This is a genomic window from Streptomyces sp. NPDC048419 (genome assembly GCF_043200415.1).
Taxonomy (GTDB): domain Bacteria; phylum Actinomycetota; class Actinomycetes; order Streptomycetales; family Streptomycetaceae; genus Streptomyces.
Window position 1 is genome coordinate 109,862 of record NZ_JBICXT010000013.1, and the last position, 26,175, is coordinate 136,036.

Sequence of the window (26,175 nt, forward strand, 5' to 3'; positions counted from 1 at the left end):
CGGAATCCGTGTTGTCATGCCAACTGCTGCCAGTGACAACGTTGTTATCGGAGGAGACAACGTTGTCAGAGGTGGCTCTCCAGGCCATGATCCGCACCCACCCGACGGAGGTCTTCCCGTATGAGATGGACCCGGCGCCTGCGTCTGGGCCTCGCGGGAGCGGTGGCAGCGTCCTCGCTGCTCGCCGTTCCCGCCGCCCGGGCCGCCGAGCCGAGCGACACCCACCTCACCGACCTGGTGAACCCGTTCATCGGAACCCAGAACGAGGGCAACACCTATCCCGGCGCGGCCGTGCCCTTCGGCATGGTGCAGTTCTCGCCCGACACCGGCCACAACACCGGCTACGACTACGCGCAGAACCACATCCGCGGCTTCTCGCTGGTCCATCTGTCCGGTGTCGGCTGCGGCCTGGGCGGAGACCTGCCGGTGCTGCCGACGACGGGTGACATCACGCAGACGGACTACGCGAAGTACGCGGCCGAGTTCAGCCACGACGACGAGAAGGCGAGCCCCGGCTACTACGAGGTCGGCCTGAAGACCGGCATCCGGGCCGAGCTCACCGCGACCGCCCGCACCGGCGTGCAGCGCTACACCTTTCCGGCCACCGACAAGGCCAACGTCCTGCTGAACGCGGCCCAGTCGCTGCACACCGGCGTGTCGAGCAAGGTCGAGGTCCTCGACAACCGCACCGTGCGCACCGCCATCACCGGCCGCGGTTTCTGCCAGGACACGAAGCCGTACACCGTCTACACGATCACCCGCTTCGACCGTCCCTTCACCACGTACGGCACCTGGGACGGCTCGACCGTGACTTCGGGCTCCAAGGCCGGCTCCGGCGGCGCCTACGTCCGCTTCGACACCACCAAGGACCGCACGGTCGAGGCGACCACGGCCCTGTCGTACGTCGACGCGCACGGTGCCGCGGTCAACCTCCGTGCCGAGGGCGGCCGTTCCTTCGACGCCGTGCGCCACGGGGCGGACCGGGCGTGGGAGGACCGGCTGGACGACGTGCGCGCGCAGGGCGGCGACGCCAGTCTGCGCCGGACCTTCTACTCGTCGCTGTACCGGTCCTTCCTCGCGCCCAACATCGGCAGCGACGTCGACGGCCGCTACACCGGCTGGGACCAGAAGATCCACCGGACCAAGGGCTTCACGTACTACCAGAACTGGTCGCTGTGGGACACCTACCGCACTCAGTCCCAGCTGCTGTCGCTGCTCGCGCCCCGCGAGGCCCGCGACATGGCGATCTCGGTGATCAAGATCTCCGAGGAGAGCGGCTGGCTGCCCAAGTGGGGCTACGGCACGGTCGAGACGAACATCATGACCGGCGACCCGGTCACCCCGTTCCTGACCAACGCCTACCAGCAGGGCCTGCTGGGAGGCTACGAGGAGCGGGCGTACCGGGCGCTGAAGCAGAACGCCGACGGGGTGCCGCCCGCGGACTCGCCGGCGGTGGGCCGGGAGGCGAACAAGGAGTACATCTCCGAGGGGTTCGCGCCGTACATCAAGAACCGCCCGCACGTGAAGCCGGGCGACTCGGACTACGACCACGGCGCCTCGGCGACCCTGGAGTACGCCCTGTCGGACGCGATGCTCGCGCAGATGGCCCGCGACCTCGGGCACGACGCCGACGCGGCGCGCTATGCCGGCCGCGCCCAGAGCTACCGCCACATCTTCGACCCCTCGACCGGTTTCTTCCGCGCCCGTGACGCCTCCGGCGCCTTCACCGGCCCGGCCGACCCTGCGCAGAGCGAGGGCTTCCACGAGGGCACGTCCTGGCAGTACCAGTGGCTGGTGCCGCAGGACCTGCCGGGCATGGTCTCCCTGATCGGCGGCGAGCAGGCCGCGAACGCCCGGCTGGACTCGTTCTTCGCCTACGACCAGCTGCTGGCCGACCCCGCGAAGACGGCCCGCGAGGTGTGGGTCAACGGGCCCTACGACTACTACAACGCCGACAAGTACAACCCGCAGAACGAGCCCGACCTCATCGCTCCGTACACCTATCTGTCCACCGGGCAGCCGTGGAAGACGACCGACGTCGTGCACGCGGCACTGACCCTGTTCACGGACACGCCGACCGGCATGACCGGCAACGACGACCTCGGCACCATGTCCGCCTGGAACGTGCTGTCCTCGATCGGCGTCTTCCCGGTCCAGCCCGGCTACGACACCTGGGGGCTGTCCACACCGGTCTTCGACCGCGTCGACCTGACCCTGGACCGCCACTACTACCCGCGCGGCGCCCTGACGATCACCGCCAAGGGCACCTCGGGCACCGACCGGTACATCCAGTCGGCCCGGACGGACAAGAAGGCGTACGACCGGACGTATCTGACGACCGGTTCGTTGCGCTCTCTGCGCTCGCTCGACTTCACGGTCGGCCCGCAGCCGTCTGAGTGGGGTACGTCACCGAAGGCGGCGCCACCTGCGCTGAAGTGACCTCAGGAGTCACATGAGTCCCGTCCCTCAACAGGGGGGCGGGACTTAATCTGCTGTTAACTGTGCGTAGCGTGATCGTACTTGACCGTAATCTCCCCGGAGAGGTTGACTGCTGGCTCACCCGTCCGTCGACGCGAGGCAAGCCATTGACCACTGACCTGCTCGCTCCACTCGACCTGGCGTTCTGGAACATCGAGTCCGCCGAGCACCCCATGCACCTGGGTGCCCTCGGGGTGTTCTCCGCGCACTCGCCCACCGCCGGCGCCCACGCCGCAGACCTGCTCGCCTCGCGGGCCGCGGCGGTCCCCGGACTGCGGATGCGCATCCGGGACCTGTGGCAGCCCTCGCCGCTCAAGCCGATGTCCTTCGGCAGCGCCAGCCGCGAGCCCGACCCCGACTTCGACCCCCTCAACCACGTCGTCCTGCACGCGCCCACCGCCGACTTCCACGCCGAGGCCGGCCGGCTCATGGAGCGCTCGCTGGTGCGCGGCCGGCCGCCGTGGGAGGCCCATGTGCTGCCGGGCGAGGACGGCGTCTCCTTCGCCGTGCTGTTCAAGTTCCACCACGCCCTGGCCGACGGCCTGCGGGCGCTGACGCTCGCCGCCGCCGTCCTGGACCCGATGGACCTGCCGGAGCGCAAGCCCCGCCCCGAGGAGCCCAGGCGCGGCCTGCTGCCCGATGTGCGCAAGCTGCCCGGCCTGGTCAGGGGCGCCCTGTCCGACGTCGGCCGTGCCCTCGACATCGGCGCCTCCGTGGCCGTCTCCAGCCTCGGCATGCGCTCCTCCTCGGCCTTCACCTCCGAGGCCACCGGCACCCGCCGCACCGCCGGCGTCGTCATCGACCTCGACGACGTGCAGCGCGTACGCAAGACCCAGGGCGGCACCGTCAACGACGTCCTGATCGCGGTCGTCGCCGGCGCCCTGCGCCGCTGGCTGGACGAGCGCGGCGACGGCAGCGACGGCGTCGCACCCCGCGCCCTCATCCCCGTCTCCAAGCGCCGCCCGCGCACCGCCCACCCGCAGGGCAACCGGCTCTCCGGCTACCTGATACGGCTTCCCGTCGACGACCCCGACCCGCTCGGCCGGTTCGACGCGGTGCGCACCGCCATGGACCGCAACAAGGACGCGGGCCCCAACCGGGGTGCGGGCGCCGTCGCCCTGCTCGCCGACCATGTGCCCGCGCTCGGCCACCGGCTCGGCGGCCCGCTGGTCAGCCAGGCCGCCCGGCTCTGGTTCGACATCCTGGTCACCAGCGTGCCGCTGCCCAGCCTCGGACTGAAGCTCGGCGGCAACCCGGTCACCGAGGTCTACCCGTTCGCCCCGCTGGCCCGCGGACAGTCCCTGGCGGTGGCGGTCTCGACCTACCGCGGGCGGGTCCACTACGGCCTCGTCGCCGACGCCAAGGCCGTACCCGACCTGGACGTCCTGGCCGCCGCCCTCACCGAGGAGGTACAGGCGCTGATCGCCGCCTGCGGCTCCTGAGGGTCCGGGTTTGGTGGACCGGCCCGGCGCTCCGTTAAAATTCGCCCTTCGAAAGCGAGCGCGACCGGAGCGCCGCCACGGAAGAGCAGGGAACGGCAGCGGCCATGACGGTGACAGACAACGGCTCGGCGATCACGGACGAGATCGTCTTCGGGCCCGGCATCGACCCCGAACGGCTCGCCGTCTGCCTCAGCGTGCTCGAGGAGCTCGACAAGCTGGAGGTCGACCACCCGGACGCGATCGCCGTGCGCCGGGCCACCGCGGGCGTCTACCGCACCGTCAAGCAGCGCCGCCGCCAGGAGCGCCGGGCCGCCAAGACCGCCCACGACAAGGCGGTCACGGAGGCCACGGCGACCGGCTCGGCCCAGCGCATCGACGACGAGACGGAGGGCCTGCTGCCGTCGTCTGCCACCGGCGAGGGCAAGATCGCGGGGATACTCCAGCGCCCGCGCTCCTGCTACACCTGCAAGTCCCGGTTCGTGGAAGTCGACTACTTCTACCACCAGCTGTGTCCGGACTGCGCCCGCGTCAACCGCGTCAAGCGCGAGGTGCGCGCCGACCTCAGCGGAAAGCGCGCCCTGCTCACCGGCGGCCGCGCCAAGATCGGCATGTACATCGCGCTGCGGCTGCTGCGCGACGGCGCCCACACCACGATCACCACGCGTTTCCCCAAGGACGCCATCCGCCGCTTCAAGGCCATGGACGACTCGGCGGACTGGATCCACCGCCTGGAGGTCGTCGGCATCGACCTGCGCGACCCGGCGCAGGCCGTGGCCCTCGGCGAGCAGATCGCCGAGGCTGGCCCGCTCGACATCCTGATCAACAACGCCACGCAGACCGTGCGCCGCCTGCCCTCCGCCTACGCGGCCCTCGTCGACGGCGAGAGCGCGCCGCTGCCCGCCGGTGAGCTGCCCGCCCACCACGTCATCGGCGCCTTCAACTCCGGCGCGGTCGACGGCCTGGCCGCCCTGCCGCTCGGCACCAGCGGCCTGGACGCGCAGAAGGTCGCCGACCTCGCGCTGGTCGCGGGCAACGCCAGCGTCGCCCGGCACCTCGACGGCACCGCCATCGACGCCGGCGGCCTGGTTCCGGACGTCGTCGACAGCAACACCTGGGTGCAGACCATCGACCAGATCTCCCCGGTCGAGCTGCTGGAGACCCAGCTGTGCAACTACACCTCGCCGTTCATCCTGATCAGCGCGTTGCGGCCGGCCATGGCCGTCGCCGCGAAGAAGGCGGCGAGCGGACGCGCCTACGTCGTGAACGTCTCCGCCATGGAGGGCGTCTTCGGCCGCGGCTACAAGGGCGCGGGCCACCCGAACACCAACGCCGCCAAGGCCGCCATGAACATGGTCACCCGGACCAGCGCCCAGGAGATGTTCCAGGCCGACGGCATCCTGATGACCTCCGTCGACACCGGCTGGATCACCGACGAGCGCCCGCACTACGACAAGCTGCGCCTGGCCGAGGAGGGCTTCCACGCTCCGCTCGACCTGGTCGACGGGGCCGCCCGGGTTTACGATCCGATTGTGCGCGGCGAACAGGGCGAGGACCTGTACGGCGTCTTCTTGAAGGACTACGCGCCCGGGAAGTGGTGATCCACGATCGTGCGTGTGGCCCGGCGTCCGTCGGGAACCCGGCTCCTGCTGGCAACCGCGTCAGGGAGTGATCATGGGCAGTCCGGGCAACATCGATCCGCGAGCGCACGACGATCCGCGCAACCGCTATCCCACCGATGAGCAGTTCTACGCGAACGACCGTACGGACCAGTCGGAAATACCGGAGGACAGGCCCCGAGGCGGTGCCCCGGCAGATCCCTACAAGCACCCCCGGACGTGGGGCACGGTCGCCATCGTCGTGTTCATCATCGTCATCGTCATCCTGGGCATCGCGCTGTTCCCATGAGGGAGCCGTAGCCGCCGTCAGGAGCGAGGTGGTGCGTATGAGCGAAGAAAGTCACCGACGGCGTACCCCGGCCCGGGGTACGCCGTCCTGACGCGTGTCCCCCCGTCCACCAGCAGATCCGCGCCGGTGATCCACTCCGCCTGGTCCGAGGCCAGCCAGACCGCGGCCCGTGCGACGTCGTCCGGCTCGCCGATGCGCCCCAGCGGCAGCCCCGCCGCGACCTCGTCCTCGCCCGCCTCCCACACGAACCGCGCCATCTCGGTGCGCACCAGGCCGGGGGAGACCGAGTTGACCCGCACCCTCGGCGCCAGCTCCCCGGCGAGCTGAGCGGTCAGGTGCAGCAGGGCCGCCTTGCTCGTGCCGTAGGCGCCCACGTTGGGCCCCACGTGCCCGGCGCCCTCCGTGCAGACGTTGACCACCGCGCCGCCGTGCTCGCGCATCCACGCCCGCCACGCACACTGCACCAGCCGCAACGGCGCCTCGACGTTCACCGTGAACGCCTCCCGCCAGGCCTGCGGGTCGACGTCCATGAGGGGGCCGTACGGCTGGTTCGTCGCCGCGTTGTTGACCACCACGTCGATCCGGCCGAAGGTACCCAGCGCCAGCTCCGTGACCGCCCGCAGATGTTCCGGGTCCCCGACGTCGCCGGCCAGCCCCACGCCGCCCAGCTCCTCGGCCGTGCGCCGCACCTCGTCCGCGTCCCGCGCGGTCACGCACACCTGTGCCCCCGCCTCGGCCAGCCGCGCGGCGATCGCGCGCCCGATGCCGCGCGTCGCCCCGGTGACGACGGCGGCCCTGCCCCTCAGCCCGTACGACGACGTCATCGCCGTACCGTCTCATGACGGGCCGTCAGTCGACAGCCCCGAGACGGGAGTTGCGGGCGGCGACCAGTTCCAGCACGGTGCGCCAGTCCTCCAGCACCCCGGCGTCGACGCCGGGGGCGCGGCCCTCCTCGTCCGCCTGGCGCAGACGGGCCAGATCGTCGTCGGCGGGCCTGCCGGAGCGGTGGTGCTCGCGGACCAGCCGGGCGACGCGCTCGCCGAGCAGGCCGCGCACCGCGTCCGCGGCGCTGCCGGGGTGGGCGGCCGCGTCGCCCGGCCGCAGCAGCGGGCCGATCGCATGCACCAGACCCGCCACCTGGAGTTCCTTGTCGGCGGGGCGGCGGCGCCGCAGCAGCGCGGCGGTCTGCAGCGCGTGCTGGTGCAGGTCGACCCGGCCCCTCATCAGGCCCGGGGCGTCCCACGAGCCCCGGCAGGCGTACAGCAGATCCATCAGCTCTTCGACACTGCGCAGCTCCATGCGTCGGTCCTCCCGCAGGACAAGCCGTTGCCGTCCGTCAGCAGATCATGGCCGCCTTGCGATTCGGCCAACGGGACTTGAACTGCGTGGCCTGTTCGGTGCGCCGGGTTGCGGCTCAGTTCACCGGTGCCGTGTCCCCGGGCAGCCGCTGCCCCGTCACGGCCGAGAAGCAGTGCACGTCCCCGGCGCGGATCGCCACCCGCAGCGAGGCCCCCGTGCCGTAGGTGGGGCGTCCCGGGAGGCGTACGACGATCTCGGTGTGCTCCGGGCCGGAGCGTGCGGTGGTGTGGAGGTAGACGACCGCGCCCGTGTCCTCGACGGAGTCGACGACCAGATCCAGCCCGGGCGTCTCGCGGTCCTCGCGGGAGAGGAACTCGAACTGCTCGGGCCGGACGCCGAGCACGATCTCGCGGGTGCCGGCCGCCCGCAGCGTGCCGCGGGCCAGGGGTATGTCCAGGGCGCCGAGCCGGGCCCCGGCCGCGGACAGCGGAAGCCGGAAGAGGTTCATCGCGGGCGAGCCGATGAAGCCGCCGACGAAGGTGTTGGCCGGGTGCGCGTAGACCTCCCTCGGCGTGCCCACCTGCTGGAGCATGCCGTCCTTGAGCACCGCGAGGCGGTCGCCGACGGCCATGGCCTCGAGCTGGTCGTGGGTGACGTACACGGTGGTGATGCCGAGGTGGTGCTGCATCCGGACGATCCGCGTGCGGGTCTCCACGCGCAGCCGGGCGTCGAGGTTCGACAGCGGCTCGTCCATCAGATAGACCCGCGGGTCCCGCACGAGCGCCCGCCCGGTCGCGACCCGCTGCTGCTCGCCTCCGGCCAGCGTGCCGGGCCGGCGGCCTAGGTACTGCTCGATGTCGAGGACGGCGGCGGCGTGCTGCACCCGCTGCCGGGCCCGCGGCCTGGCCATGCGGGCGATCTTCAGGGCGAACCCCATGTTGTCGGCAGCCGACAAATGCGGGAACAGGGCGTAGTCCTGGAACACCATCGCGATGTCCCGGTCCCCGGGCGGAAGATGGGTGACGTCCCGGACGCCGATGAGGACCGAACCCGAGTCGACGTCCTCAAGGCCGGCGAGCATGCGCAGGCACGTCGACTTCCCGCACCCGGAGGGACCGAGGAGGACCATGAACTCACCGTCCTCGATCTCGAGGTCGAGCGAGTCCACGGCCGGCCGGTCCATCGCCGGGAAGCACCGGGTGGCTCTGTCGAAGGTGACCGACGCCATGACGTCCCCCTCCCGGACGTGTCTCTCGGACCCAGCATGGAACGCGTGTTGGCCGTTCGGCACGTCTGTAGGCCGAACGAGTGACAGAAGAGAGGGCTGAAGTCGAATAACTTAGGACATTAAGCCCAAGTTTTGAGCCCCATAGAGCGGTCCTCCGCTCATTTGGTTAATCTGGATCGGACGGACAGCTCCACCGGGTCCAACCCACACCCACGTCCGTCCCGGGGCAAGCCGGTTCACAGCGGCCTGTTCTCAGACGAGTTGCAGGCGCCACCGCGTCCGAACTGCTTTCGACTCACACCTGAGCGGGCGTCAGGCGCCGGACCGCAGAGTGGCCGGCACGCCCCGAGGGTGACCCGACACATAAGGAGTGCGCGGTGACACCAGAGAAGACGAATCGCGAACAGCGCCCCAAGGAACGCACGGAGCGCGCCGGCCGTCGGCCCGGCGAGATCGGCAGCCTGGACGTGTGGGCCCGATCCGCACCGATCCGCCTGGCAGGCTACGAGGAAGACCTGGCCGAGCCCCACATCCTGCCCAGCGTGGACTGAGCCACCCGGCAGGATCCTCGCGATCGCCGACCGCATGGGCGTGCCAGACTCACGCCCATGCAGATCAGAGAAGCCGCGGCCGACGACTGGCCGCGGATCTGGCCTTTCTGGCACCGCATCGTCTCCGCCGGCGAGACCTACGCCTGGGACCCGGACACCTCCGAGGAGGCCGCCCGGGTCCTGTGGATGAACCCCGCCAAGCGGGTCTACGTCGTCGAGGACGACACCGGCGCCGTCGTCGCCTCCGCCTACGTCACTCCCAATTACGGCGGTCCCGCGGCCCACATCGCCAACGCCGGTTTCATGGTCGATCCGGACCAGGCCGGCCGCGGCTTCGGCCGCGCCCTCGCCGAACACATCCTGGCCGCCGCCAGGTCCGACGGCTTCGACGCGATGGTCTTCAACGCCGTCGTCGAGACCAACCCGGCCGTCGAGCTGTGGCTGTCGCTCGGCTTCACGATCCTGGGCACGGTGCCGGACGCCTACGAGCATCCCCGGTACGGGCGCGTGGGGCTGCACGTGATGCACCGGGCGCTGTAGGACCTGTTGCGAAAGTCCCGCCGACTCAGTCCTTGCGGCCGGTGACGGCCACGGTCACGCCCAGGCCGATCATCGTCAGCCCGCCGGCCCCGCCCACCATCGACAGCCGGCGCGGGGAGCGGGCGAACCAGTCGCGTGCGGTGGACGCCGCCAGGCCCCAGACGCTGTCGGAGGCGAGGGCGATGGCGTTGAACACCACCCCCAGCAGCAGCATCTGCAGCGTGACGTGGGCCGCCTCACGGTCGACGAACTGCGGCAGCACGGCCGCGAAGAACACGATCGTCTTGGGGTTCGTCACCCCGACCGCGAACCCCTCCCAGAACGTGCGCAGCCCGCTGTGGGCCTCCGCCTCGCCCGCGAACACGGCCCGCAGCGACTCCCGCGCCCGCCACGCCTTGATCCCGAGAAACACCAGATAGGCGGCGCCGGCCAGCTTCAGCACGGTGAACACCAGCACCGAGCGCTCCACGAGCGACCCGATGCCCACGGCCACTGCGACGACGAGCAGATACGCCCCGAGCGTGTTCCCCACGACGGTCGTCAACGCGGCCCGCCGCCCCTGCGCCAGCGCCCGCCCGACCACGAACAGCACACTCGGCCCAGGGACCACGATCAGCAGAAAGGACAGCGCCGCGAAGGCGAGCAGTCGGTCGGTGGAAAGCATGCCCCCATGCAAGCACGGGGGCGGTCCGTCCTTCACCGGATTTTTCTGCCGCTACGTGCTAGACGCCGGTCCGGCCGTCGACGAGTTCGCGCACGATGTCGAGGTGGCCGTTGTGGCGGGAGATCTCTTCGATGAGGTGCAGGAGCACCCAGCGCAGATCCACGTGGCGGCCGTCGCGGATGGGACGTGCGGCCCGTGCGGAGAGGTCGTGGTCGGACAGCAGACGACGGTAGCGCTCGCTCTGATCCTCGTACTCGGCCAGCAGCCGGGGCAGCGGGATGTCGACCGCTGTCCGCATCTCCGGGTCGGGGTCGTCGTCGGTGGCCTCGGTGAGCGGTCCCGCGGGTTCCTCACCCAGGAACATCACCTGGACCCAGTGGTGCTCGACCCACCGCAGATGGCTGATCAGCCCGCACATCGTCATCAGCGGCGAGTTCGGCAGCGGGGCCTTACGGGCGTCTGCCGCGGACACCCCCTCGCACTTCGCCCGCGCGGTGGCACGGGCGTAGTCCAGGAAGGTGGTCAGCTGCGTGCGTTCGTCCCAGGCGGGAGGCGTATCGGTTCGTTGCGTCATCGGGGGGAGTTTTCCGCAGCCCGCAGGAGGCGTCGAGCGATTATCGACCGGCCCCCTGGGCGAGCGGGGCCGTCCGCTCCCACGGATGCAGCTGCTCCAGTTGTCCGGCGATCTCCAGCAGCAGCGTCTCCGAGCCCGGGAGGCCGACCAGTTGGACGGCGGTGGGGGCGCCGGAGGGGAGTGTGCCGAAGGGGACGGCCATGGCGGGCCAGCCGGCGAGGTTCCAGGGCGGGGTCAGGGGCGAGTAGTTGGTGTTGGCGAGCAGGTTGGGCAGCCAGCCCCGCTCGTGCCAGGCCACGGACTTGGGGGAGCGGCGGGCCAGGGCAGGGGTGAGCAGGACGTCGTACTCGGCGAAGAACGGTTCCATGCGGCGGCGCAGCTGCTCGCGGCTGTCGCTGGTGCGGACGTTGTTCACGAAGCGGCGGCCGATGGCGGCGTGCACGCGGGTGCGCCGGGTGAGCAGGCGCGGGTCGAGGTCCTTGGCGTCGACCGCCGTGCCGGCCGTCCAGTGGGTGAGGGACATGGTGCTCAGCGACAGCGGGTAGGGCGGGTCCGCGCGCCGGACCTGGTGGCCGGCCTTGATCAGGACGCCGCCGGCGTCGCGGGCCGCGGTCGCGTACGGGCTGCTGATCGTGACGCCGAGCAGCGGGCTGCGCAGCGAGACGGCGACCCTGCGCATGGCCGGCTCGGACGGCCGTAGCGCGTCGGTGTCCGCGAGGACCGTCAGCATCAGGCGCGCGTCCTCGACGGTCGTGGCCATCGGGCCGTTCTCGGACATGCCGAACCAGTCGCCCTCGCCGATGCCCGCCGGGACCACGCCGTGTCCCGGCTTGATGGTGACCAGGCCGCAGTTGGCGGCCGGGATGCGCAGCGAGCCCATGCCGTCGTTGCCGAGCGCGATCGGCACCAGGCCGGCGGCGACCGCGGCCGCGCTGCCGCCCGAGGAGCCCCCCGCGGTGCGGGTCAGGTCCCAGGGGTTGCGGGCGGTGCCGTGTACGCCCTCGGTGGTGCCGAAGACGCACAGTTCGGGCACGTTGGTCAGGCCCACGATCACCGCGCCCGCCGCCCGCAGCCGGGCCACCGTGACGTGGTCCTCCTCGGCGGGCGTGGCCGGCGTCGCCGCGGAGCCGACCCGGTTGGACTCGCCGCGTACCGCGAGGTTGTCCTTGACCGCCACCGGCACGCCGGCCAGGGGCAGTTCGGCCAGGTCGCCGCGGTCGGCCACCGCGTCCGCCTCGGCCAGCGCCGCCCGGGCGCGCACCACCCGGAACGCCCCCACGCGCGCATCGAGCCGCTCGATCCGGTCCAGGTGCTCGGCCACCACCTCACGAGGGGTGGCCCGCTTCTCGCGTACGGCGGCGGCGATCTCGGCGGCGGTCCGGCCGACCCAGCTGGTCACGGGTGCTCCTCGGGGATGCGAAGCCTGGGCTTACTCGTCAGTACGCACAGCACTCTGCCCCGCGGCGGGCCGCACGTCGAGAGCTACTGCCCTTGGACAATCGCGGCGCTGTTCTTGGACTTTTGGCGAGGACCTTTCGGTCACCGCCCTCGGGACCGCAGCTCATCCGATCACTGGCTCAACTTTGGCTCATCCTGGCCCCATTGACAGGCTTACGAGCCCGTCCAATCATCAGACATCCGATGAATTGGGAGCCGCTCATGAGTGTGAGTCCGTATCCAAGACGTCAGGTCCTCGGTGCGGCGGCCACGGTCGCCGCCGCGGCCGCCCTGCCCCTCGCGGTGCCCGGCGAGGCACGCGCCGCCACCTCCACCGGCGACGACCAGGCCGCACCACCGCAGTGGGCCACCGTCCCCGACCCGGTCCCCGTCCCGCTCGACACCCTCTACGACAACGACGGCCTCGACACCGCCGCCGCCCGCGGCGGCGACTTCGACGGCTCCGGCTACACCTTCCCGGGCGAGGAACTGCCCGCCGGCCGCGTCGAGGTCGACGGCATCGTCTTCGACTTCCCGGCCGCCACGGCGGGCGCCAAGAACAACGTCGTCGCCCTCGGCCAGCGCGTCGAGCTGCCCAAGGGCCGCTACCTGTCGGCCGTGTTCCTCACCGCCGGCAGCTACGGCAACGCCTCCGGCAAGGCCACCGTCCACTACGCCGACGGCACGACCAGCACCGCCGGCCTCGGCGGCGCCGACTGGTACGCGGCGGGCGGCTCGCTGTCGGCGCCGTACCGCTACAAGCCGGACGGTACCAAGGACGAGCACAGCGTCGGCATCGGCACCTCGGAGGTCTGGCTCGACCCGGGGCGTGAGGCCGTCGCCCTCACCCTGCCGGTGACCAACCCGGCACAGGAGAACAAGACTTCCCTGCACGTCTTCGCGCTCTCCCTCCAACCCGCCGCCCAGGGAAGGGCGTTGACCCTCCGCGACGCCCGCTCCACCTCCTCCCTGCTGGAGTCCACCGGCGCCCAGAGCGTCGAGGCCACCGTCGTCAACGCGGGTACCGTCGCCATCCTGAGCGGCGACGACGTGACCGTGCGCGTCGACGTCCCCGGCGCCCGCACCGTCGAACCCGCCCGCATACGACGCCTGGACCCCGGCGAGCAGGCACGCGTCCACGTCGGCATCCGCAACCGCGCGGGCACCGCTCCCGGCACCCGGCAGGACGGCGCGGTGACCGTCCGCGGGCGGGGAGCCCAAGCCGCCACCGGGCGACGCACGTTGACCCTGGGCACGGCCGACTACCAGGCCACCGAGGCTTCGCTGGCCGGCCACCAGGCGCCGTACTGGTTCAACGACGCGAAGTTCGGCGTCTTCATCCACTGGGGCGTCTACTCGGTGCCCGCCTGGGCGCCGGTCGGCGTGCAGTACGCCGAGTGGTACTGGGACCAGATGCAGGACCCGAACAACCCCACGTACGCCTACCACCGCGACACCTACGGCGCGGACTTCGCCTACGACGACTTCATCCCGCGCTTCACCGCGGAGAAGTTCGACCCGCGCGCGTGGGTGGAGCTGTTCCGGGACGCGGGCGCGCAGTACCACGTGCTGACCTCCAAGCACCACGAGGGCTTCGCCCTGTGGGACACCAAGGTCTCCGACCGCAACGCCGTGAAGCTGGGCCCGAAGCGGGACCTGGTCAAGGAGCTGTTCGCGGCGTCGCGCCGGTACGCGCCCGAACTCCACCGCGGCCTGTACTTCTCGATGCCCGAGTGGTTCAACCCGGACAACCCGTGGATGGGCCACGCCCCGCGCAACCCGTACACGCTGGAGCCGGTGCCCTACACCGGCTACACCGCGGGCAAGGACTACGTGAAGGACTTCCAGGCCCCGCAGATGCTGGAGTTGATCCACGGCTACGACCCGGAGATCATCTGGTGCGACATCGGCGGCGCGAACGACAGCCTCCACGTCCTCGCCGAGTACTTCGACCACGCCAAGAACCGGGCCCGTCCGATCGACGTCACGGTCAACGACCGCTCGGGCATCGGCTTCCACGACTTCACCACGCCCGAGTACACGACGTACGACAACACCGTCGTCGCCAAGTGGGAGGCCAGCCGCGGCCTCGACCCCCGCAGCTACGGCTACAACCGAGCCACCCCGGACGACGCCTACATGAGCGCCGAGGAGGTCGTGCACAGCCTTGTCGACATCGTCTCCAAGAACGGCAACTTCCTGCTCGACATCGGCCCGCGGGCCGACGGCACCATCCCGGAGATCATGCAGACCCGGCTGCGCGAGACGGGCGCCTGGCTGAAGGTCAACGGCGAGGCGATCTACGACACGACGTACTGGTCCCGCATGGCCCAGCTCGGCGACGACCTGCGCTTCACGATCCGCCCCGACGAGGCGTTCTACATCCACTCCCTGACCCGGCCGGGCGCCAAGCTCACCGTGGAGGCGCCCGTACCGGTCCGGGCCGGCGACAAGGTGACGATGCTCGGCCACGACCGGCCGCTGACCTGGACCGTCAGCAACGGAGCACTCGTGATCGACGTACCCGAGTCGGCCCGCAAGGCGGGACAGCACGTGTGGGTGTTCAAGGTGGAGTGGCATGGCTGAGTTCAGGAAGAGACTGCTGCGGCTGCTCGGGGTCACGGCGGCGCTGACGCTGCTGATGGCGCCGACCTCGGCCCTCGCGCGGGACGACCGGGGCACGGCGCCGGTCACCGTGCCCGCGCTGACCAACTGGACGGCGGAGCAGGGAAGTTACACCTACAGCCATGGTGTCCGGCTGGTCGCCGGCAGCGCGGCCGAACGCCGGATAGCAGGCACCCTCGCCGACGATCTCGAGGCGGCGGGCCACGGCAGCGTCCCGGTCGTCCGCGGCGGCGCCCGCACCGGCGACATCGAGATCGACGTCCGGGCGTCCAGGAGCTCCCTGGGCGCCGAGGGCTACGAACTCCACGCCGGCAAGCGGCTGTCGGTCACCGGCGCCACCGAGACCGGCGCCTTCTACGGCACCCGCACCCTCCTCCAACTCCTCGCCCAGGGCGACCGGATCCCCGCCGGACGCACCACGGACACCCCGCGCTACAAGGAACGCGGCGTCGGCGTGTGCGCCTGCTACATCCACATCACGCTGCCCTGGCTGGAGAACCTCGTCCGCGAGATGGCGTACAACAAGCTCAACCAGCTGCTCGTCGAGCTGAAGGTGAAGAGCGACGCCCACCCCGAGGCCAATACCTGGGGCTACTACAGCAAGGACGAGATCCGCCGGCTGGTGGCCCTCGGCGAGAAGTACCACGTCGAGATCATCCCCGAGATCAACTCCCCGGGGCACATGGACCCGTGGATCGAGAATCGCCCGGATCTCCAGCTGACCGACTCCGACGGCAACAAGCAGCCCGCCCGGCTCGACGTCACCCAGCCGTCGGCCTTCGACTACTACACGGGCCTGATGGACGAGTACGCCCAGGTCTTCACGGCCAAGTCCTGGCACATGGGCGCCGACGAGTACATGCTCGGCTCCGACTACTCCAAGTACCCGCAGATGCTGCGCCACGCCCAGGACAAGTACGGCGCGAGCGCCACCCCGCAGGACGCCTACATCGACTTCATCAACAGCGTCCACGCCTATGCGGCGGCCAAGGGCAAGCAGCTGCGCATCTGGAACGACGGCCTGACCGGCGCCAACACCGTCCCGGTGGCCGCCGGGACGACCGTCGAGCACTGGCTGAACGTGACCACCAAACCCAGCCGGATCATCGCCCAGGGCTACCCGTTGATGAACGCCGCCTACTCGCTCTACCTCGTCCGCGGCGGCTTCCACAGCGACACCAGGTCCCTGTACGACCACAGCTGGGACCCGCGCAGCTTCGAGGGCGAGAAGCTGGCCTCCGGCAAGGGGATCACCGGCGCGAAGATCAGCCTGTGGCCGGACAACGGCCGCGGGGAGACCGAGAACGAGGTCTCCGCCGCACTCTGGCCCGCACTGCGGCACATCGCGCAGGCCACCTGGGGCGACCCGCACCCCGACGCCACCTACGACGCGTTCACCGCGCGCGGCACGGCCGTCGGACACGCACCCGGATGGCGCGACCTCACCCGGCTGCCGGTCGCGGACGGCACCTACACCTTCCGTACGGCCGGACTCTCCTTCGACGCCCAGGTCACCCGCACGGCCGACGGCTACGCGAGCGTCCGCGGCGACGAGGGCTGCCTGGAGATGAGCGGCGGCACGCTCACCCTCAACGCGCCGCTCCAGCCGGGTCTGGCGGCGAGCTGGAAGACCTGCGACCCCTCCAGCACGCTGCAGCGCTGGCAGCTCGTCGGCGCGTCCGGCGGCCACCAGCTCGTCAACACGATCACGCAGATGGCGCTGAGCGTGGGCGACGACGGCCGTCTCGTGCAGTACCCGCCGGACCAGCACACCCCCGCCATCTGGCACCTCACCGCTCACTGAACCACCGACTGCGCCACCCTCCGACCCCGAGGAACTCCGATCACATGGCCCTCTCCAGACGCCTCTTCGTCACCTCGGCCGTCGCGTCGGCCGCCGCGCTCGCCGCACCCGCCCTGCCCGCTGCCGCCGCGCCGGCCTCCCCGGCCGACCGCTCCCGCATCCCCGTCGGTCCTGACGACACTGCGGACGACCTGGTCCGCAAGGCCGCCCAAGTCCGGCCCACCGCACGGCAGATCGCCTGGCAGTCCCTCGAACAGACCGCGTTCCTGCACTTCGGCGTGAACACCTTCACCGGCCTGGAGTGGGGTACCGGCGACGAGGACCCGAACGTCTTCCAGCCCACCGGCCTCGACACCGACCAGTGGGCCCGCAGCCTGCGCGACGGCGGCTTCAAGCTCGCCATCCTCACCGTCAAGCACCACGACGGCTTCGTCCTCTACCCCTCCCGCTACACCGACCACACGGTGGCGTCGAGCAGTTGGCAGGGCGGCCACGGCGACGTGCTGCGCTCCTTCGCCGACTCCATGCGCCGCCACGGCCTCAAGGTCGGCGTCTACCTCTCGCCCGCGGACGAGAACCAGTACCTGCACGGTGTGTACGCAAACGGCAGCGCCCGCACCGGCCGCACCATCCCGACCCCGGCCGAGAGTGACGACCGCGCGCCGGAGCGCACCTTCCAACTGCCGGCCACCGACTACGGCGCCCATATGCTCAACACGCTCTACGAAGTTCTCACCGAGTACGGGCCGGTGGACGAGGTGTGGTTCGACGGCGCCCAGGGCCGTATCCCGCCGGGCAAGGTGGAGGACTACGACTGGGACAGCTGGTACACCCTGGTCCGCGCGCTCGCCCCGGACGCGGCGATCGCCGTCACCGGACCCGACCTGCGCTGGGTCGGCAACGAGAGCGGACTGGCGCGCGAGGACGAATGGAGCGTCGTCCCGGTCAAGGAGAACCAGTACGGCCGCACCGACTGGGCCCTGTCCTACGACACCCCCGACGAGGGCAGCCGCGACGCGCTGGCCAAGGCGCAGCCCACGACCGACTACCTGCGGTGGTGGCCCGCCGAGTGCGACGTGTCCATCCGCGACGGCTGGTTCTACCACGCGGACCAGCTGCCCAAGAGCGTGGACACGTTGACGGAGATCTACTTCGGATCCGTGGGCCGCAACGCGGTGTTGCTGCTGAACGTCCCGCCGGACACGGACGGCCGGCTGCACGACACGGACGTGACCCGGCTGCGCGAGTTCCGTGAGCGGATCGCGCACGAGCTGCCCGAGGACCTGGCCCGCGGGGCGCGGGTCACCGGCTCGTCCCGGGAGCGGACCGTCGACCTCGGCGCCGAGCGCGAGGTGGACCGTGTCCGGCTGGCGGAGGACATCCGGCACGGCCAGCAGATCGAGAGCTGCGTCGTCGAGGCGTACCGCGACGGTGCCTGGACGGAGGTGACCCGGGCCGGAACGGTCGGCGCGAGCCGCATCCTGCTCCTGCCGTCGCCGGTACGGGCCCGCCGGTGGCGGCTGCGGATCACGGCGGCGCGGGGGACCGTGCAAGTCGATCGTTTCCAGTTGTACCGCTCACGGATCTAGGGGTACCCGCAGGACAGGCGGTCACCAGGGTGTCGGCGCTCTGGTGACCGTCCCGAGCTCCGGTGACCGTCCCGTGCTCCCGGACCGTCCCGTCAGGCCTGTGAGCGGCGGTGCCGGCGGACCCGCCAGACGATCAGTCCCACGACGACGAGTACCGCCGAGATCAGGGCGACGGTGTTGCCGACGACGCCCTCGACGCGCTGGAAGGCGGCGCCCGCGGCATAGCCGGCGGCGACGTTCCCGAGGCCCCAGACCAGGCCGCCCAGGGCGTTGTAGAGCAGGAAACGGCGGTACGCCATGCTCGAAGCGCCCGCCAGCGCGGGCACCAGCGAGCGCAGGAAGGCGAGGAAGCGGCCGACGAAGACCGCCGCCGGGCCGCGTCTGCGCAGCAGGTCACGGGCCTTGTCCACCCGCTTGGCCCGCCGCCGCAGGGGCCGGGTGCGCAGCAGCGGCGGGCCCAGGTGCCGACCGATCTCGTAGCCGACGCTGTCCCCGGCGATCGCCGCGAGGACGACGGCGACCGTCAGCCAGAGCAGGTCCACGGTGCCCCGCCGGGCCAGCACACCTCCGACGATCACGGCGGTCTCGCCCGGCAGGACGAACCCGAAGAACAGCGCGTCCTCGGTGAAGACCAGCGCCACGATCACGGCGTAGACCACCGGCCCGGACAGGCCGGTGAGCCAGCCGACCAGAGCGTGCATCCACGGGCTCCCTTCTCCGACTGTGCCGCATCTCTTGCTGTGCCGGGTTCCCTGGAGACGCCCTGCGCATCATGTGGGAATCTGGCAGCCGGTGCAGGCAGGCTGGGAACGGGACGGTGAGGGACGGATGCGAGAGACCTACCACAAGGAGCTGGAATCGATCAGGGAGGCCCTGGTGGAGATGGCGAACCTGGTGGGTTCCGCCATGGGCCGCGCGACCAGTGCCCTGCTGGACGCCGACCTTCACCTCGCGGAGAGCGTGATCTCCACCGAGGAGCAGGTCGAGGTCATGCAGCGGGATCTGGAGGAGAAGACGATCACGGTGCTGGCCCGGCAGCAGCCCGTGGCCACCGATCTGCGGGTGGTGGTCACCTCACTGAGGATGAGCGCCGACCTCGAGCGCTGCGGAGTCCTCGCTCAGCACGTCGCCACGCTGGCCCGGCGCCGCCATCCCGACCAGGCGGTGCCGCGCGATCTGCGCCGTACGATCCTGGAGATGGGCCAGCTCGCGCAGCGGCTGATGGCGCAGGCCGCCGAGGTGATCATGACTCAGGACGTCGACGCCGCACTGCAGTTGGAGCGTGACGACGACCGGATGGACGAGCTGCACCGGCTGATCTTCCAGCACCTGCTGGACGACCAGTGGCACCACGGCGTGGAGACGGCCGTCGACGTCACCCTGGTCGGGCGCTACTACGAGCGCTTCGCCGACCATGCCGTCTCCATCGCCCAGCGCGTGGTCTACCTGGTCACCGGTGAGCACGCCGGGGACCTGCTGGACAACCCGCCCACGCCTGTGTGATCACCGGCCGCCGCCCTGGTCCCCGGCGGCGGCCCGCCGCAGCAGGAAGTTCACCGCGGTCATGGTCAGGACGGGCTCGCCGTGCTGGTTGAGGACCTCGATGCCGGTGTGGACGAGCCCGCGGTCCGGCTTGGAGCGTGAGAGGCGGGCCTCATGGATCGTCGTGCGCAGGGAGAGGCTGTCGCCCGGGCGCACGGGCCGTACCCAGCGCAGTGCGTCGACGCCGGGGGAGGCCAGGCCGCCGGCCTTGCTGATGTAGTGGTCGGCGTACATGCGCATCATGAGGGCGCAGGTGTGCCAGCCGCTGGCGATCAGGCCCTGGTACGGCCCCTTCAGCGAGGCCTCGGGGTCGGTGTGGATGAACTGCGGGTCGAACTCGCGGGCGTAGCGCAGGATGTCGTCCTCGGTCACGGTGATGCTGCCGTAGACGTAGACCGCTTCCGGCACATAGTCCTCGAAGCAGCGGTCCTCGATCGGGACGGCGAAGTCCGCCTCACTGAGCGTGGTGGTGATCGGTGGCGTCATTGGCGCACGATAGCCGCCGGGCGCACCGGTGTTGTGCCGGGGCGCGCTCAGGTCTGCTCGAGGACCTGTTCCAGGAAGGACACCGAGTCACCGGCGGGGGAGGCGACCAGGCTGAGGCGGTCCATGACCGCGAGGTAGTGGTCGACCTCATCGGGCTTGTCCAGGTACAGGGCGCTGGAGAGCTGCTCGAGGTAGACGACGTCGGGCAGGTCGGGCACCGGGAAGCGCAGCACGGTGACCGGGCCGCCGGCCGCCGCGTGGCCGCCGACGTGGAAGGGCAGCACCTGGAGCGTGACGTTGGGCCGCGCGGCGACCTCGACGAGGTGCTCGAGCTGTGCGCGCATCACACCGGCCCCGCCGAGCGGACGGCGCAGCGCGGCCTCGTCCACGACGACCCACAGCTTCGGCGCGTCCGGCCCGGAGAGCAGCGCCTGCCGGGTCATGCGCAGCTCGACGCGGCGCTGGATCGCCTCGGGCGAGCTGATGGGGTGGCCGAGGCGGATGACGGCCTCGGCGTAGTCGGGGGTCTGCAACAGGCCGGGGATGAACTGGACTTCGTAGGTGCGGATGAGGGAGGCGGCCTCCTCCAGGCCCAGATGCTGCTCGAACCAGTTGGGGAAGGCGTCTCCGTACGCTCGCCACCAGCCGGGTTCGTTGGCCCGCTGCACCGAGTCCAGGTACTCCTGGCGGGCGTCGGGTTCGTGGACGCCGTAGAGCGTGAGCAGGTCGGCGACGTCGCGCTGCTTGAAGCCGACGCGGCCGAGCTCCATGCGGCAGAGCTTGGCGTCGGAGGCGCGTATCGACGAAGCGGCCGTGTCCCGGCTGATGTTGAGGGATTCCCGCAGTCGGCGCAGGCGCGTGCCCAGCATGATGCGCTGCACGGTGGGACCGCCGCGCCGGAGGCTGAGGACGTCGGAGCCGGTGGCGATCGGATCGGGTCGAACTGCGGTCATGGTCATCCCCTCGGCCGCCGAGCCGGCTGCGTCTGCATGTTTTCCGGGACTCAACCAAGGAGAGTAGCACCGTGGTGCCGAACGGCTGCGGTGCGTGAAGTGGCCGGAAGGCGCCTGCCGTTGACCTGCGCCTTCCGGCCGCCCGCGGGTGTGCGAAACCTCAGCCGCCGGGGAGTAGGCCGTCGAAGTCGCCGTCCTTCACGCCGCGGACGAAGGCGGAGATCTCGGCGCTGGTGTAGACGAGAGCCGGACCTTCGGGGTGACGGGAGTTGCGCACGGCGACACTTCCGTCCGGGAGTGCGGCGAGTTCGACGCAGTTGCCCTCGGGGTTGCTGTGATGGCTCTTGCGCCAGATCGCCCCTCTCAGCTGGGTGGCAGGTATGCCGTTGCTCACGTGCTGCATCTTGAATGCCTCTTTGAGATGAAGTCGCGCTACCGGCTCTGCAATTGCATCTTCAATTGCATCCACGGGTGGTGCGGGGGACGATAGCGCCCGGCGCGCGCCGCTTGCAAGATCGTCTGCAATTGCAGCGGTAATTGCCGATGCACTTGCGTACAGACTTGCGGGCGTAGCACGATACTTCGCACAGGTGCAGCGCTCGGCAGTTCTCTCCGCAGGGGTACCAGGGGTCGCGATGTCCGCAGAGCAAGTCGCAGAACCGGCCGACCCCCCGCGTATCGAGGCGACTTGGCAGTGGCTGTGCCAGGCCGTGGATCACATAGGCCGCCCCGGACCCGGGATCACCTTCCCCCTCGCACCCGCCTCCGAGGACGGCCACGGCCCCGCCCGCTGCTCGGTCCTCGTCGTACCGCCCCTGCCCCAATCCGCGCACATCGCCCGCGACTTCATCAGGACGACCCTCGCCGACCGCGTCACCCGCGACCGTATCGACGACGTCGCGGTCACCGTCTCGGAACTGGTCAGCAACGCCCTGCGCTACGGCCGGTCCCCGCGCTCCGAGGGCGAGTTGCAGCCGGCGCTGTGGCTCGCCTACTGGGACCGCTGGTCCTGCGCGGTGTGCGGAGTCACCGGCGAGAGCGATCTGGGGCCCGTGGCCGTGGAGGCGGAGGAACTCGCGGAGTCGGGCCGCGGACTCCAGGTCGTCTCGGCGCTGAGCGACGGCTGGGGCTGGAACCCGCGGGCGGACGGCGGGAAGGTCGTCTGGGCGTTGTTCAGGCTCTGATTCAGCAGGGCAGAGCCCGGGCACCGGGTGACGCGTCGTCCGGTTCGGCGCGCAGGCGGCTCGCGTCCCGCCCCGGTGGGAGGCCGAAGTGGCGCCGGTACTCGCGGCTGAACTGGGACGCGCTGTCGTAGCCGACCGCGAAGCCGACGGTGGCCACGTCCTCGGTGCTGCTCATCAGGCGCAGCCGGGCCTCCTGGAGGCGGATCTGCTTCTGGTACTGGATCGGGGTCATCGCGGTCAGCGCGCGGAAGTGGCGGTGGAAGGGGGACAGGCTCATGCCGGACATGCGGGCCAGGTCCTCGACGCGCAGAACGTCGCTGTAGTGGTCGCGGATCTGGCGCAGGGCCCGGCCGATCTGGGTGACGCGGCTGTCGGCCAGGCCGATCTGCCGTACCAGCGCGCCCTGTTGACCGTTGATCAGCCGCCAGAGAATCTCCCGTTCGAGCATCGGGGCGAGCACCGGGATGTCGGCGGGGCGGTCCAGGAGCCGGATCATGCGGACGAAGGCGTCGACGAGGTCGGCGCAGGCGTCGCTCACCGCCAGGGGCGGGGAAGGGGGTTTGCCGGCCGGGGCCGCGTCCGTCTCCAGGAGCAGTGAGGCGATCGCGGCGGGTCTGAGGGCGAGACCCGCGCCGAGCTCCGGACGCTGCGGGCTCGCCTCGGTGACATGGCCGGTGACCGGCAGGTCCAGCGGCACGACCAGGTACTGTCCGGCGCCGTAGTCGTAGACCCGGTCGCCCAGGACGATCCGCTTCGCGCCTTGGGCGACGAGCGCCAGCACTGGGTCGGCGATGCCCGCCTGCGGCGGCGTCGGCCGGTACTCGGCGGACAGCAGCAGGCCGTCGATCGCAGCGGTGGACCGGCCCACGTGCCGGGCGATCAGGGTGCGCAGCTCCTCCATGGACACCCCTCGATTGAATGCCGGAGACGGGCCCACCGCAAGACCGACCCAGGCGACTTCGACAGGATCGTGCAAGAGGCCGACGGGATCGCACTAACAACTGCCCTGCTCAGGCTGCTTTCCTCGAAGTGTCCCTTTCTCTCCGCATCTCTCACGGAGCATTTCATGGCACTCGATGCGTACGTCGGTCTCGGTCGCAGCGGCCTCAAGGTCAGCCCCTTCTGCCTGGGCGCGATGAACTTCGGCGAGGACGGCGGCTTCGGCTGCGGCGTCGAGGAGTCCGAGAAGATCCTTGAGGCCTACCTCGACCGGGGCGGGAACTTCGTCGACACCGCGAACTTCTACACCAACGGCCACTCCGAGGCGATCCTCGGCGACTTCCTCGCCGCCCGCCCGGGCCTGCGCGACCGCCTGGTACTGGCCACCAAGTTCTACGGCAACCTCCACCTCGGCGACCCCAACGGCGGCGGCGCGGGCCGCAAGGCGATCATCGGGCAGCTGGAGGAGTCGCTGCGGCGGCTGCGCACCGACTACGTCGACCTGTACTGGCTGCACAACTACGACCGCTCCACCCCGATCGAGGAGACCCTGCGCACCCTGGACGACCTCGTCACCGCGGGGAAGATCCGCTACGTCGGCTTCTCCGACACCCCCGGCTGGTTCACCGCCAAGGCCCACACCACCGCCCTGCTGCGCGGCTGGACCCCCGTCACCGCCCTGCAGATGGAGTACTCCCTCCTGGAACGCACCATCGAGGGCGAGTTGGTCCCGCTCGCGCAGGACGCCGGCATGGGCGTGCTTCCGTGGAGCCCGCTCAAGAGCGGCTATCTGTCGGGCAAGTACCGCCGCGGGCAGGCGGATCCCGCCGACGCCCGGCGGTCGGCCGTCCTCGGGCAGCCCAGCGAGGCCCAGTTCACGGTGATCGAGGCGCTCGCCGCCGTGGCGGAGGAGATCGGCGCGAGCCCGGCGGCCGTCGCCCTGTCCTGGGTGCAGAACCGGCCGGGCGTCAGCTCCACCCTCATCGGCCCGCGCACCCTGGACCATCTCGAGTCCAACCTCGCCGGTCTCGACGTGGAGCTGACGGCCCGGCAGACGGCGCTCCTGGACGAGGTGTCGGCGCCCAGCCTCAACTTCCCGTACGAGCTCAACCGGCAGGTCGGACCCATGCTCAAGTACGCGGGCGCCACCGTGGACGGCGTCACCAGCCCGGTGTATCCGCCGCTGCTGCAGAGCACCGCCCGCTACTGAGGAGGACGCCTCGCGGCACCCGGAGCCGAGCGGCGGCGACGAGGGTTCGAGGAATGCCGCTCGGCGACCGGGGTATCAGGGTGCTTGCCGGGCTTCGGCCCGGCGGGACCAGAACTTACCGACCGGGAGGGACGCAAGATGACGGCGACGACCGCGCAGACTGCCGAGCAGACGCTGGACGTGCCGGAGATCGCAGACCCCTCCAAGGTCGCGCCCAAGGACGCACGGGAGCTCTCGAAGCTGTTCTTCGACCAGCTGTCGGTGCTGGAGGAGGGCACGCCCGAGTACCAGTACGCCCGTAACACGCTGATCGAGATGAACATGTCCCTCGTGCGCTTCGCGGCCGGCCGCTTCCGCAGCCGGGGCCCGGAGGAGATGGAGGACATCGTCCAGGTCGGCATGATCGGCCTGATCAAGGCGATCGACCGGTTCGAGCTGATCCGCGAGGTCGAGTTCACCTCCTTCTCGATCCCCTACATCGTCGGTGAGATCAAGCGGTTCTTCCGCGACACCACCTGGGCCGTGCACGTACCGCGCCGGCTCCAGGAGGCCCGCTTCCAACTCGCCCGCGCCAGTGAGGAACTGCGCAGCCGGCTGGGCCGCACCCCGACGACCAAGGAGCTCTCCGAGCTGATGAGCCTCCCGGAGGGCGAGGTCGTCGAGGCCCAACTCGCCTCCAACGGCTACAAGTCGGCGTCCCTGGACGCGGCGATCAACGGCAGCGTGGACGGCGAGGCCGCACTGGCGGACTTCATCGGCGACGAGGACGCCGCCCTCGGCCTGGTCGAGGACTTCCACGCCCTCGCGCCGATGATCGCCGAACTCGGCGACCGCGACCGCAAGATCATCCACTGGCGCTTCGTCGAGGAACTCACCCAGGCCGAGATAGGCGAACGCCTCGGCGTCTCCCAGATGCATGTCTCCCGGCTGCTCTCCCGTCTCCTGGCGGGTCTGCGCGAGGGCATGCTCACCACCGGCTGACCGCCGGGCGGCCTCGGCTCCGCCGCTGCCGCACCGCGTTCGCCGCACCGCCTCGCGCCGCGTCGCCGTGCCTGGCTGTGGCAGGCCGCTGCACAACAGTTGCCGTTTGACAACTATGGCCATGAGGCAACAAAGTATGCGAGTCGTACTGCACGGGGAAGGATCTGCAATGTTCCGGTGGGCGGACTCCGCTCCGTGCGCCGGCCGTCCGGGCCCCGTCGTGTCGGGCCGCCCGGTGGCCCGGCCCGGTGTTCAGGCCGTCCGGTCCCCAGAGGTGTGCGAGGCGCTGTCGTGTATCTGCAACGCAGCGGTGTCGCAGAACGCCTCCAGTCCTTCGAGGAGCGCGGTCCGCTTGGCGGCGGGCATCAGCTCCAGCACCGCCTGCAACTCCCGCTCCCGGCGCGAGCGCAGGTCGTCGAGGAAGGCGCGGCCGTGGCTGCTGAGGTGCAGCCGCACCTCGCGCCGGTCGGCGGAGCTGACGACGCGCTCCAGGAAGCCCGCGGCCACCAGCCGGTCGCAGAGCCTGCTGGTGGACGGGGGAGTGGAGGCCAGGGAGTCCGCGAGGGAGCGCAGGTTGATCCCGTCCTGGTGCTCGACCATGAACAGCACGCGCAGCTGCGAGGGAGAGGCCGGCGCGGTCGAGGCCCTGCCCCACAGGACTTCCAGCAGCTCCACCGTCGTCAAGGTCATGCGTGCGACCTCGGCGGCCTCGGGGCGGGGGCGGAAGACAGTCACCGTCACACT

General features: G+C 70.8%; 25 protein-coding genes. 13 read left to right on the forward strand and 12 right to left on the reverse strand.

Features of this window, described 5'->3' with window-relative positions:
• Positions 1-120 precede the first annotated feature (120 nt).
• From ACGFYN_RS26160 to ACGFYN_RS26175, 4 genes are all read left to right on the forward strand, one after another.
• Positions 121-2,439 (forward strand): GH92 family glycosyl hydrolase, encoded by a 2,319-nt coding sequence (locus ACGFYN_RS26160; protein ID WP_393868289.1) that lies wholly within the window; start codon positions 121-123, stop codon positions 2,437-2,439.
• Between the two features lie 146 nt (positions 2,440-2,585).
• Positions 2,586-3,920: a wax ester/triacylglycerol synthase family O-acyltransferase gene (locus ACGFYN_RS26165; protein ID WP_393868290.1), complete on the forward strand. Its 1,335-nt coding sequence runs from the start codon at positions 2,586-2,588 to the stop codon at positions 3,918-3,920.
• A 104-nt stretch (positions 3,921-4,024) separates the two neighbouring features.
• On the forward strand, positions 4,025-5,518 hold the full coding sequence (locus ACGFYN_RS26170) for an SDR family NAD(P)-dependent oxidoreductase (protein ID WP_393868291.1): 1,494 nt from the start codon (positions 4,025-4,027) through the stop codon (positions 5,516-5,518).
• A gap of 73 nt (positions 5,519-5,591) precedes the next feature.
• The gene (locus ACGFYN_RS26175; RefSeq protein ID WP_393868292.1) at positions 5,592-5,825 is read left to right on the forward strand and encodes a hypothetical protein; all 234 of its coding nucleotides are present in this window, start codon (positions 5,592-5,594) and stop codon (positions 5,823-5,825) included.
• Positions 5,826-5,842: 17 nt separating this feature from the next.
• Here ACGFYN_RS26175 and ACGFYN_RS26180 read toward each other — a convergent pair whose 3' ends face one another.
• The 3 genes from ACGFYN_RS26180 to ACGFYN_RS26190 all read right to left on the reverse strand — a co-directional run bounded on the left by ACGFYN_RS26180 (position 5,843) and on the right by ACGFYN_RS26190 (position 8,352).
• A complete protein-coding gene (locus ACGFYN_RS26180; RefSeq protein WP_393868293.1) occupies positions 5,843-6,649 on the reverse strand; it encodes an SDR family oxidoreductase in 807 nt (268 codons plus the stop codon).
• A gap of 25 nt (positions 6,650-6,674) precedes the next feature.
• A complete protein-coding gene (locus tag ACGFYN_RS26185; RefSeq protein ID WP_393868294.1) occupies positions 6,675-7,124 on the reverse strand; it encodes a hypothetical protein in 450 nt (149 codons plus the stop codon).
• A gap of 115 nt (positions 7,125-7,239) precedes the next feature.
• Positions 7,240-8,352 carry an ABC transporter ATP-binding protein gene (locus ACGFYN_RS26190; RefSeq protein ID WP_393868295.1) on the reverse strand — a complete coding sequence of 371 codons (1,113 nt, stop codon included), beginning with the start codon at positions 8,350-8,352 and terminating at the stop codon, positions 7,240-7,242.
• 377 nt (positions 8,353-8,729) lie between these two features.
• Between ACGFYN_RS26190 and ACGFYN_RS26195 the strand changes: the two genes are divergently transcribed.
• Together ACGFYN_RS26195 and ACGFYN_RS26200 are read left to right on the forward strand one after the other, a co-directional pair.
• The gene (locus ACGFYN_RS26195) at positions 8,730-8,903 is read left to right on the forward strand and encodes a hypothetical protein (RefSeq protein ID WP_103782545.1); all 174 of its coding nucleotides are present in this window, start codon (positions 8,730-8,732) and stop codon (positions 8,901-8,903) included.
• A gap of 57 nt (positions 8,904-8,960) precedes the next feature.
• A complete protein-coding gene (locus ACGFYN_RS26200; RefSeq protein WP_393868296.1) occupies positions 8,961-9,443 on the forward strand; it encodes a GNAT family N-acetyltransferase in 483 nt (160 codons plus the stop codon).
• 25 nt (positions 9,444-9,468) lie between these two features.
• Here ACGFYN_RS26200 and ACGFYN_RS26205 read toward each other — a convergent pair whose 3' ends face one another.
• Genes ACGFYN_RS26205 through ACGFYN_RS26215 form a run of 3 tightly spaced genes read right to left on the reverse strand, consistent with a single transcriptional unit; the run spans position 9,469 to position 12,080 of the window.
• The gene (locus ACGFYN_RS26205) at positions 9,469-10,107 is read right to left on the reverse strand and encodes a LysE family translocator (protein WP_393868297.1); all 639 of its coding nucleotides are present in this window, start codon (positions 10,105-10,107) and stop codon (positions 9,469-9,471) included.
• Between the two features lie 58 nt (positions 10,108-10,165).
• Positions 10,166-10,681, reverse strand: a complete 516-nt coding sequence (locus ACGFYN_RS26210) for a DinB family protein (protein ID WP_393868298.1) — start codon at positions 10,679-10,681, stop codon at positions 10,166-10,168.
• 40 nt (positions 10,682-10,721) lie between these two features.
• Positions 10,722-12,080, reverse strand: coding sequence for an amidase (locus ACGFYN_RS26215; RefSeq protein ID WP_393868299.1), 1,359 nt, complete (start codon positions 12,078-12,080; stop codon positions 10,722-10,724).
• A 260-nt stretch (positions 12,081-12,340) separates the two neighbouring features.
• Between ACGFYN_RS26215 and ACGFYN_RS26220 the strand changes: the two genes are divergently transcribed.
• From ACGFYN_RS26220 to ACGFYN_RS26230, 3 genes are read left to right on the forward strand one after another with little or no spacing between them, the layout of a single operon-like run.
• Positions 12,341-14,704 carry an alpha-L-fucosidase gene (locus tag ACGFYN_RS26220; RefSeq protein ID WP_393868300.1) on the forward strand — a complete coding sequence of 788 codons (2,364 nt, stop codon included), beginning with the start codon at positions 12,341-12,343 and terminating at the stop codon, positions 14,702-14,704.
• On the forward strand, positions 14,697-16,547 hold the full coding sequence (locus ACGFYN_RS26225) for a family 20 glycosylhydrolase (protein WP_393868301.1): 1,851 nt from the start codon (positions 14,697-14,699) through the stop codon (positions 16,545-16,547). Before ACGFYN_RS26220 ends, ACGFYN_RS26225 begins: the two co-directional genes overlap by 8 nt.
• Before the next feature lie 44 nt (positions 16,548-16,591).
• Positions 16,592-18,136, forward strand: coding sequence for an alpha-L-fucosidase (locus ACGFYN_RS26230; RefSeq protein WP_393868302.1), 1,545 nt, complete (start codon positions 16,592-16,594; stop codon positions 18,134-18,136).
• 92 nt (positions 18,137-18,228) lie between these two features.
• Here the strand turns inward: ACGFYN_RS26230 and ACGFYN_RS26235 are convergent, their stop codons facing one another.
• Positions 18,229-18,837, reverse strand: coding sequence for a DedA family protein (locus tag ACGFYN_RS26235; RefSeq protein ID WP_393868303.1), 609 nt, complete (start codon positions 18,835-18,837; stop codon positions 18,229-18,231).
• Positions 18,838-18,964: 127 nt separating this feature from the next.
• On the opposite strand from ACGFYN_RS26235, the gene phoU reads away from it, so the two are divergent.
• Positions 18,965-19,639 carry a phosphate signaling complex protein PhoU gene (phoU, locus tag ACGFYN_RS26240; protein ID WP_393868304.1) on the forward strand — a complete coding sequence of 225 codons (675 nt, stop codon included), beginning with the start codon at positions 18,965-18,967 and terminating at the stop codon, positions 19,637-19,639.
• Here phoU and ACGFYN_RS26245 read toward each other — a convergent pair whose 3' ends face one another.
• The 3 genes from ACGFYN_RS26245 to ACGFYN_RS26255 form a co-directional block, all read right to left on the reverse strand.
• Positions 19,640-20,164 (reverse strand): MaoC family dehydratase, encoded by a 525-nt coding sequence (locus tag ACGFYN_RS26245; protein WP_393868305.1) that lies wholly within the window; start codon positions 20,162-20,164, stop codon positions 19,640-19,642. It lies immediately after the preceding gene.
• Between the two features lie 47 nt (positions 20,165-20,211).
• A complete protein-coding gene (locus ACGFYN_RS26250) occupies positions 20,212-21,117 on the reverse strand; it encodes a helix-turn-helix domain-containing protein (RefSeq protein WP_393868306.1) in 906 nt (301 codons plus the stop codon).
• A 160-nt stretch (positions 21,118-21,277) separates the two neighbouring features.
• The gene (locus ACGFYN_RS26255; RefSeq protein WP_393868307.1) at positions 21,278-21,520 is read right to left on the reverse strand and encodes a DUF397 domain-containing protein; all 243 of its coding nucleotides are present in this window, start codon (positions 21,518-21,520) and stop codon (positions 21,278-21,280) included.
• A 232-nt stretch (positions 21,521-21,752) separates the two neighbouring features.
• On the opposite strand from ACGFYN_RS26255, the gene ACGFYN_RS26260 reads away from it, so the two are divergent.
• Positions 21,753-22,301 carry an ATP-binding protein gene (locus ACGFYN_RS26260; protein ID WP_393868308.1) on the forward strand — a complete coding sequence of 183 codons (549 nt, stop codon included), beginning with the start codon at positions 21,753-21,755 and terminating at the stop codon, positions 22,299-22,301.
• Position 22,302: 1 nt separating this feature from the next.
• Here ACGFYN_RS26260 and ACGFYN_RS26265 read toward each other — a convergent pair whose 3' ends face one another.
• Entirely contained in the window at positions 22,303-23,208 is a 906-nt protein-coding gene (locus ACGFYN_RS26265; protein ID WP_393868309.1) for an AraC family transcriptional regulator N-terminal domain-containing protein, read from the reverse strand.
• 159 nt (positions 23,209-23,367) lie between these two features.
• On the opposite strand from ACGFYN_RS26265, the gene ACGFYN_RS26270 reads away from it, so the two are divergent.
• A complete protein-coding gene (locus ACGFYN_RS26270) occupies positions 23,368-24,450 on the forward strand; it encodes an aldo/keto reductase (RefSeq protein ID WP_393868310.1) in 1,083 nt (360 codons plus the stop codon).
• A gap of 138 nt (positions 24,451-24,588) precedes the next feature.
• Complete coding sequence (locus ACGFYN_RS26275; protein WP_393868311.1) at positions 24,589-25,431, forward strand: RNA polymerase sigma factor SigF; 843 nt, start codon at positions 24,589-24,591, stop codon at positions 25,429-25,431.
• A 252-nt stretch (positions 25,432-25,683) separates the two neighbouring features.
• Here ACGFYN_RS26275 and ACGFYN_RS26280 read toward each other — a convergent pair whose 3' ends face one another.
• Entirely contained in the window at positions 25,684-26,121 is a 438-nt protein-coding gene (locus ACGFYN_RS26280; RefSeq protein ID WP_393868441.1) for a MarR family winged helix-turn-helix transcriptional regulator, read from the reverse strand.
• Between the last annotated feature and the right edge of the window lie 54 nt (positions 26,122-26,175).

Bases quoted from the DNA above. Each gene is read 5' to 3' on its own strand.
- ACGFYN_RS26250 (WP_393868306.1), bottom strand. From the start codon at position 21,117: ATGACCGCAGTTCGACCCGATCCGATCGCCACCGGCTCCGACGTCCTC.
- ACGFYN_RS26255 (WP_393868307.1), bottom strand. From the start codon at position 21,520: ATGCAGCACGTGAGCAACGGCATACCTGCCACCCAGCTGAGAGGGGCG.
- ACGFYN_RS26170 (WP_393868291.1), top strand. From the start codon at position 4,025: ATGACGGTGACAGACAACGGCTCGGCGATCACGGACGAGATCGTCTTC.
- ACGFYN_RS26235 (WP_393868303.1), bottom strand. From the start codon at position 18,837: ATGCACGCTCTGGTCGGCTGGCTCACCGGCCTGTCCGGGCCGGTGGTC.
- ACGFYN_RS26160 (WP_393868289.1), top strand. From the start codon at position 121: ATGAGATGGACCCGGCGCCTGCGTCTGGGCCTCGCGGGAGCGGTGGCA.
- ACGFYN_RS26280 (WP_393868441.1), bottom strand. From the start codon at position 26,121: ATGACCTTGACGACGGTGGAGCTGCTGGAAGTCCTGTGGGGCAGGGCC.
- ACGFYN_RS26270 (WP_393868310.1), top strand. From the start codon at position 23,368: ATGGCACTCGATGCGTACGTCGGTCTCGGTCGCAGCGGCCTCAAGGTC.
- ACGFYN_RS26210 (WP_393868298.1), bottom strand. From the start codon at position 10,681: ATGACGCAACGAACCGATACGCCTCCCGCCTGGGACGAACGCACGCAG.
- ACGFYN_RS26230 (WP_393868302.1), top strand. From the start codon at position 16,592: ATGGCCCTCTCCAGACGCCTCTTCGTCACCTCGGCCGTCGCGTCGGCC.
- ACGFYN_RS26185 (WP_393868294.1), bottom strand. From the start codon at position 7,124: ATGGAGCTGCGCAGTGTCGAAGAGCTGATGGATCTGCTGTACGCCTGC.
- phoU (WP_393868304.1), top strand. From the start codon at position 18,965: ATGCGAGAGACCTACCACAAGGAGCTGGAATCGATCAGGGAGGCCCTG.
- ACGFYN_RS26245 (WP_393868305.1), bottom strand. From the start codon at position 20,164: ATGACGCCACCGATCACCACCACGCTCAGTGAGGCGGACTTCGCCGTC.
- ACGFYN_RS26175 (WP_393868292.1), top strand. From the start codon at position 5,592: ATGGGCAGTCCGGGCAACATCGATCCGCGAGCGCACGACGATCCGCGC.
- ACGFYN_RS26220 (WP_393868300.1), top strand. From the start codon at position 12,341: ATGAGTGTGAGTCCGTATCCAAGACGTCAGGTCCTCGGTGCGGCGGCC.
- ACGFYN_RS26190 (WP_393868295.1), bottom strand. From the start codon at position 8,352: ATGGCGTCGGTCACCTTCGACAGAGCCACCCGGTGCTTCCCGGCGATG.
- ACGFYN_RS26205 (WP_393868297.1), bottom strand. From the start codon at position 10,107: ATGCTTTCCACCGACCGACTGCTCGCCTTCGCGGCGCTGTCCTTTCTG.
- ACGFYN_RS26260 (WP_393868308.1), top strand. From the start codon at position 21,753: ATGTCCGCAGAGCAAGTCGCAGAACCGGCCGACCCCCCGCGTATCGAG.
- ACGFYN_RS26200 (WP_393868296.1), top strand. From the start codon at position 8,961: ATGCAGATCAGAGAAGCCGCGGCCGACGACTGGCCGCGGATCTGGCCT.
- ACGFYN_RS26180 (WP_393868293.1), bottom strand. From the start codon at position 6,649: ATGACGTCGTCGTACGGGCTGAGGGGCAGGGCCGCCGTCGTCACCGGG.
- ACGFYN_RS26225 (WP_393868301.1), top strand. From the start codon at position 14,697: ATGGCTGAGTTCAGGAAGAGACTGCTGCGGCTGCTCGGGGTCACGGCG.
- ACGFYN_RS26275 (WP_393868311.1), top strand. From the start codon at position 24,589: ATGACGGCGACGACCGCGCAGACTGCCGAGCAGACGCTGGACGTGCCG.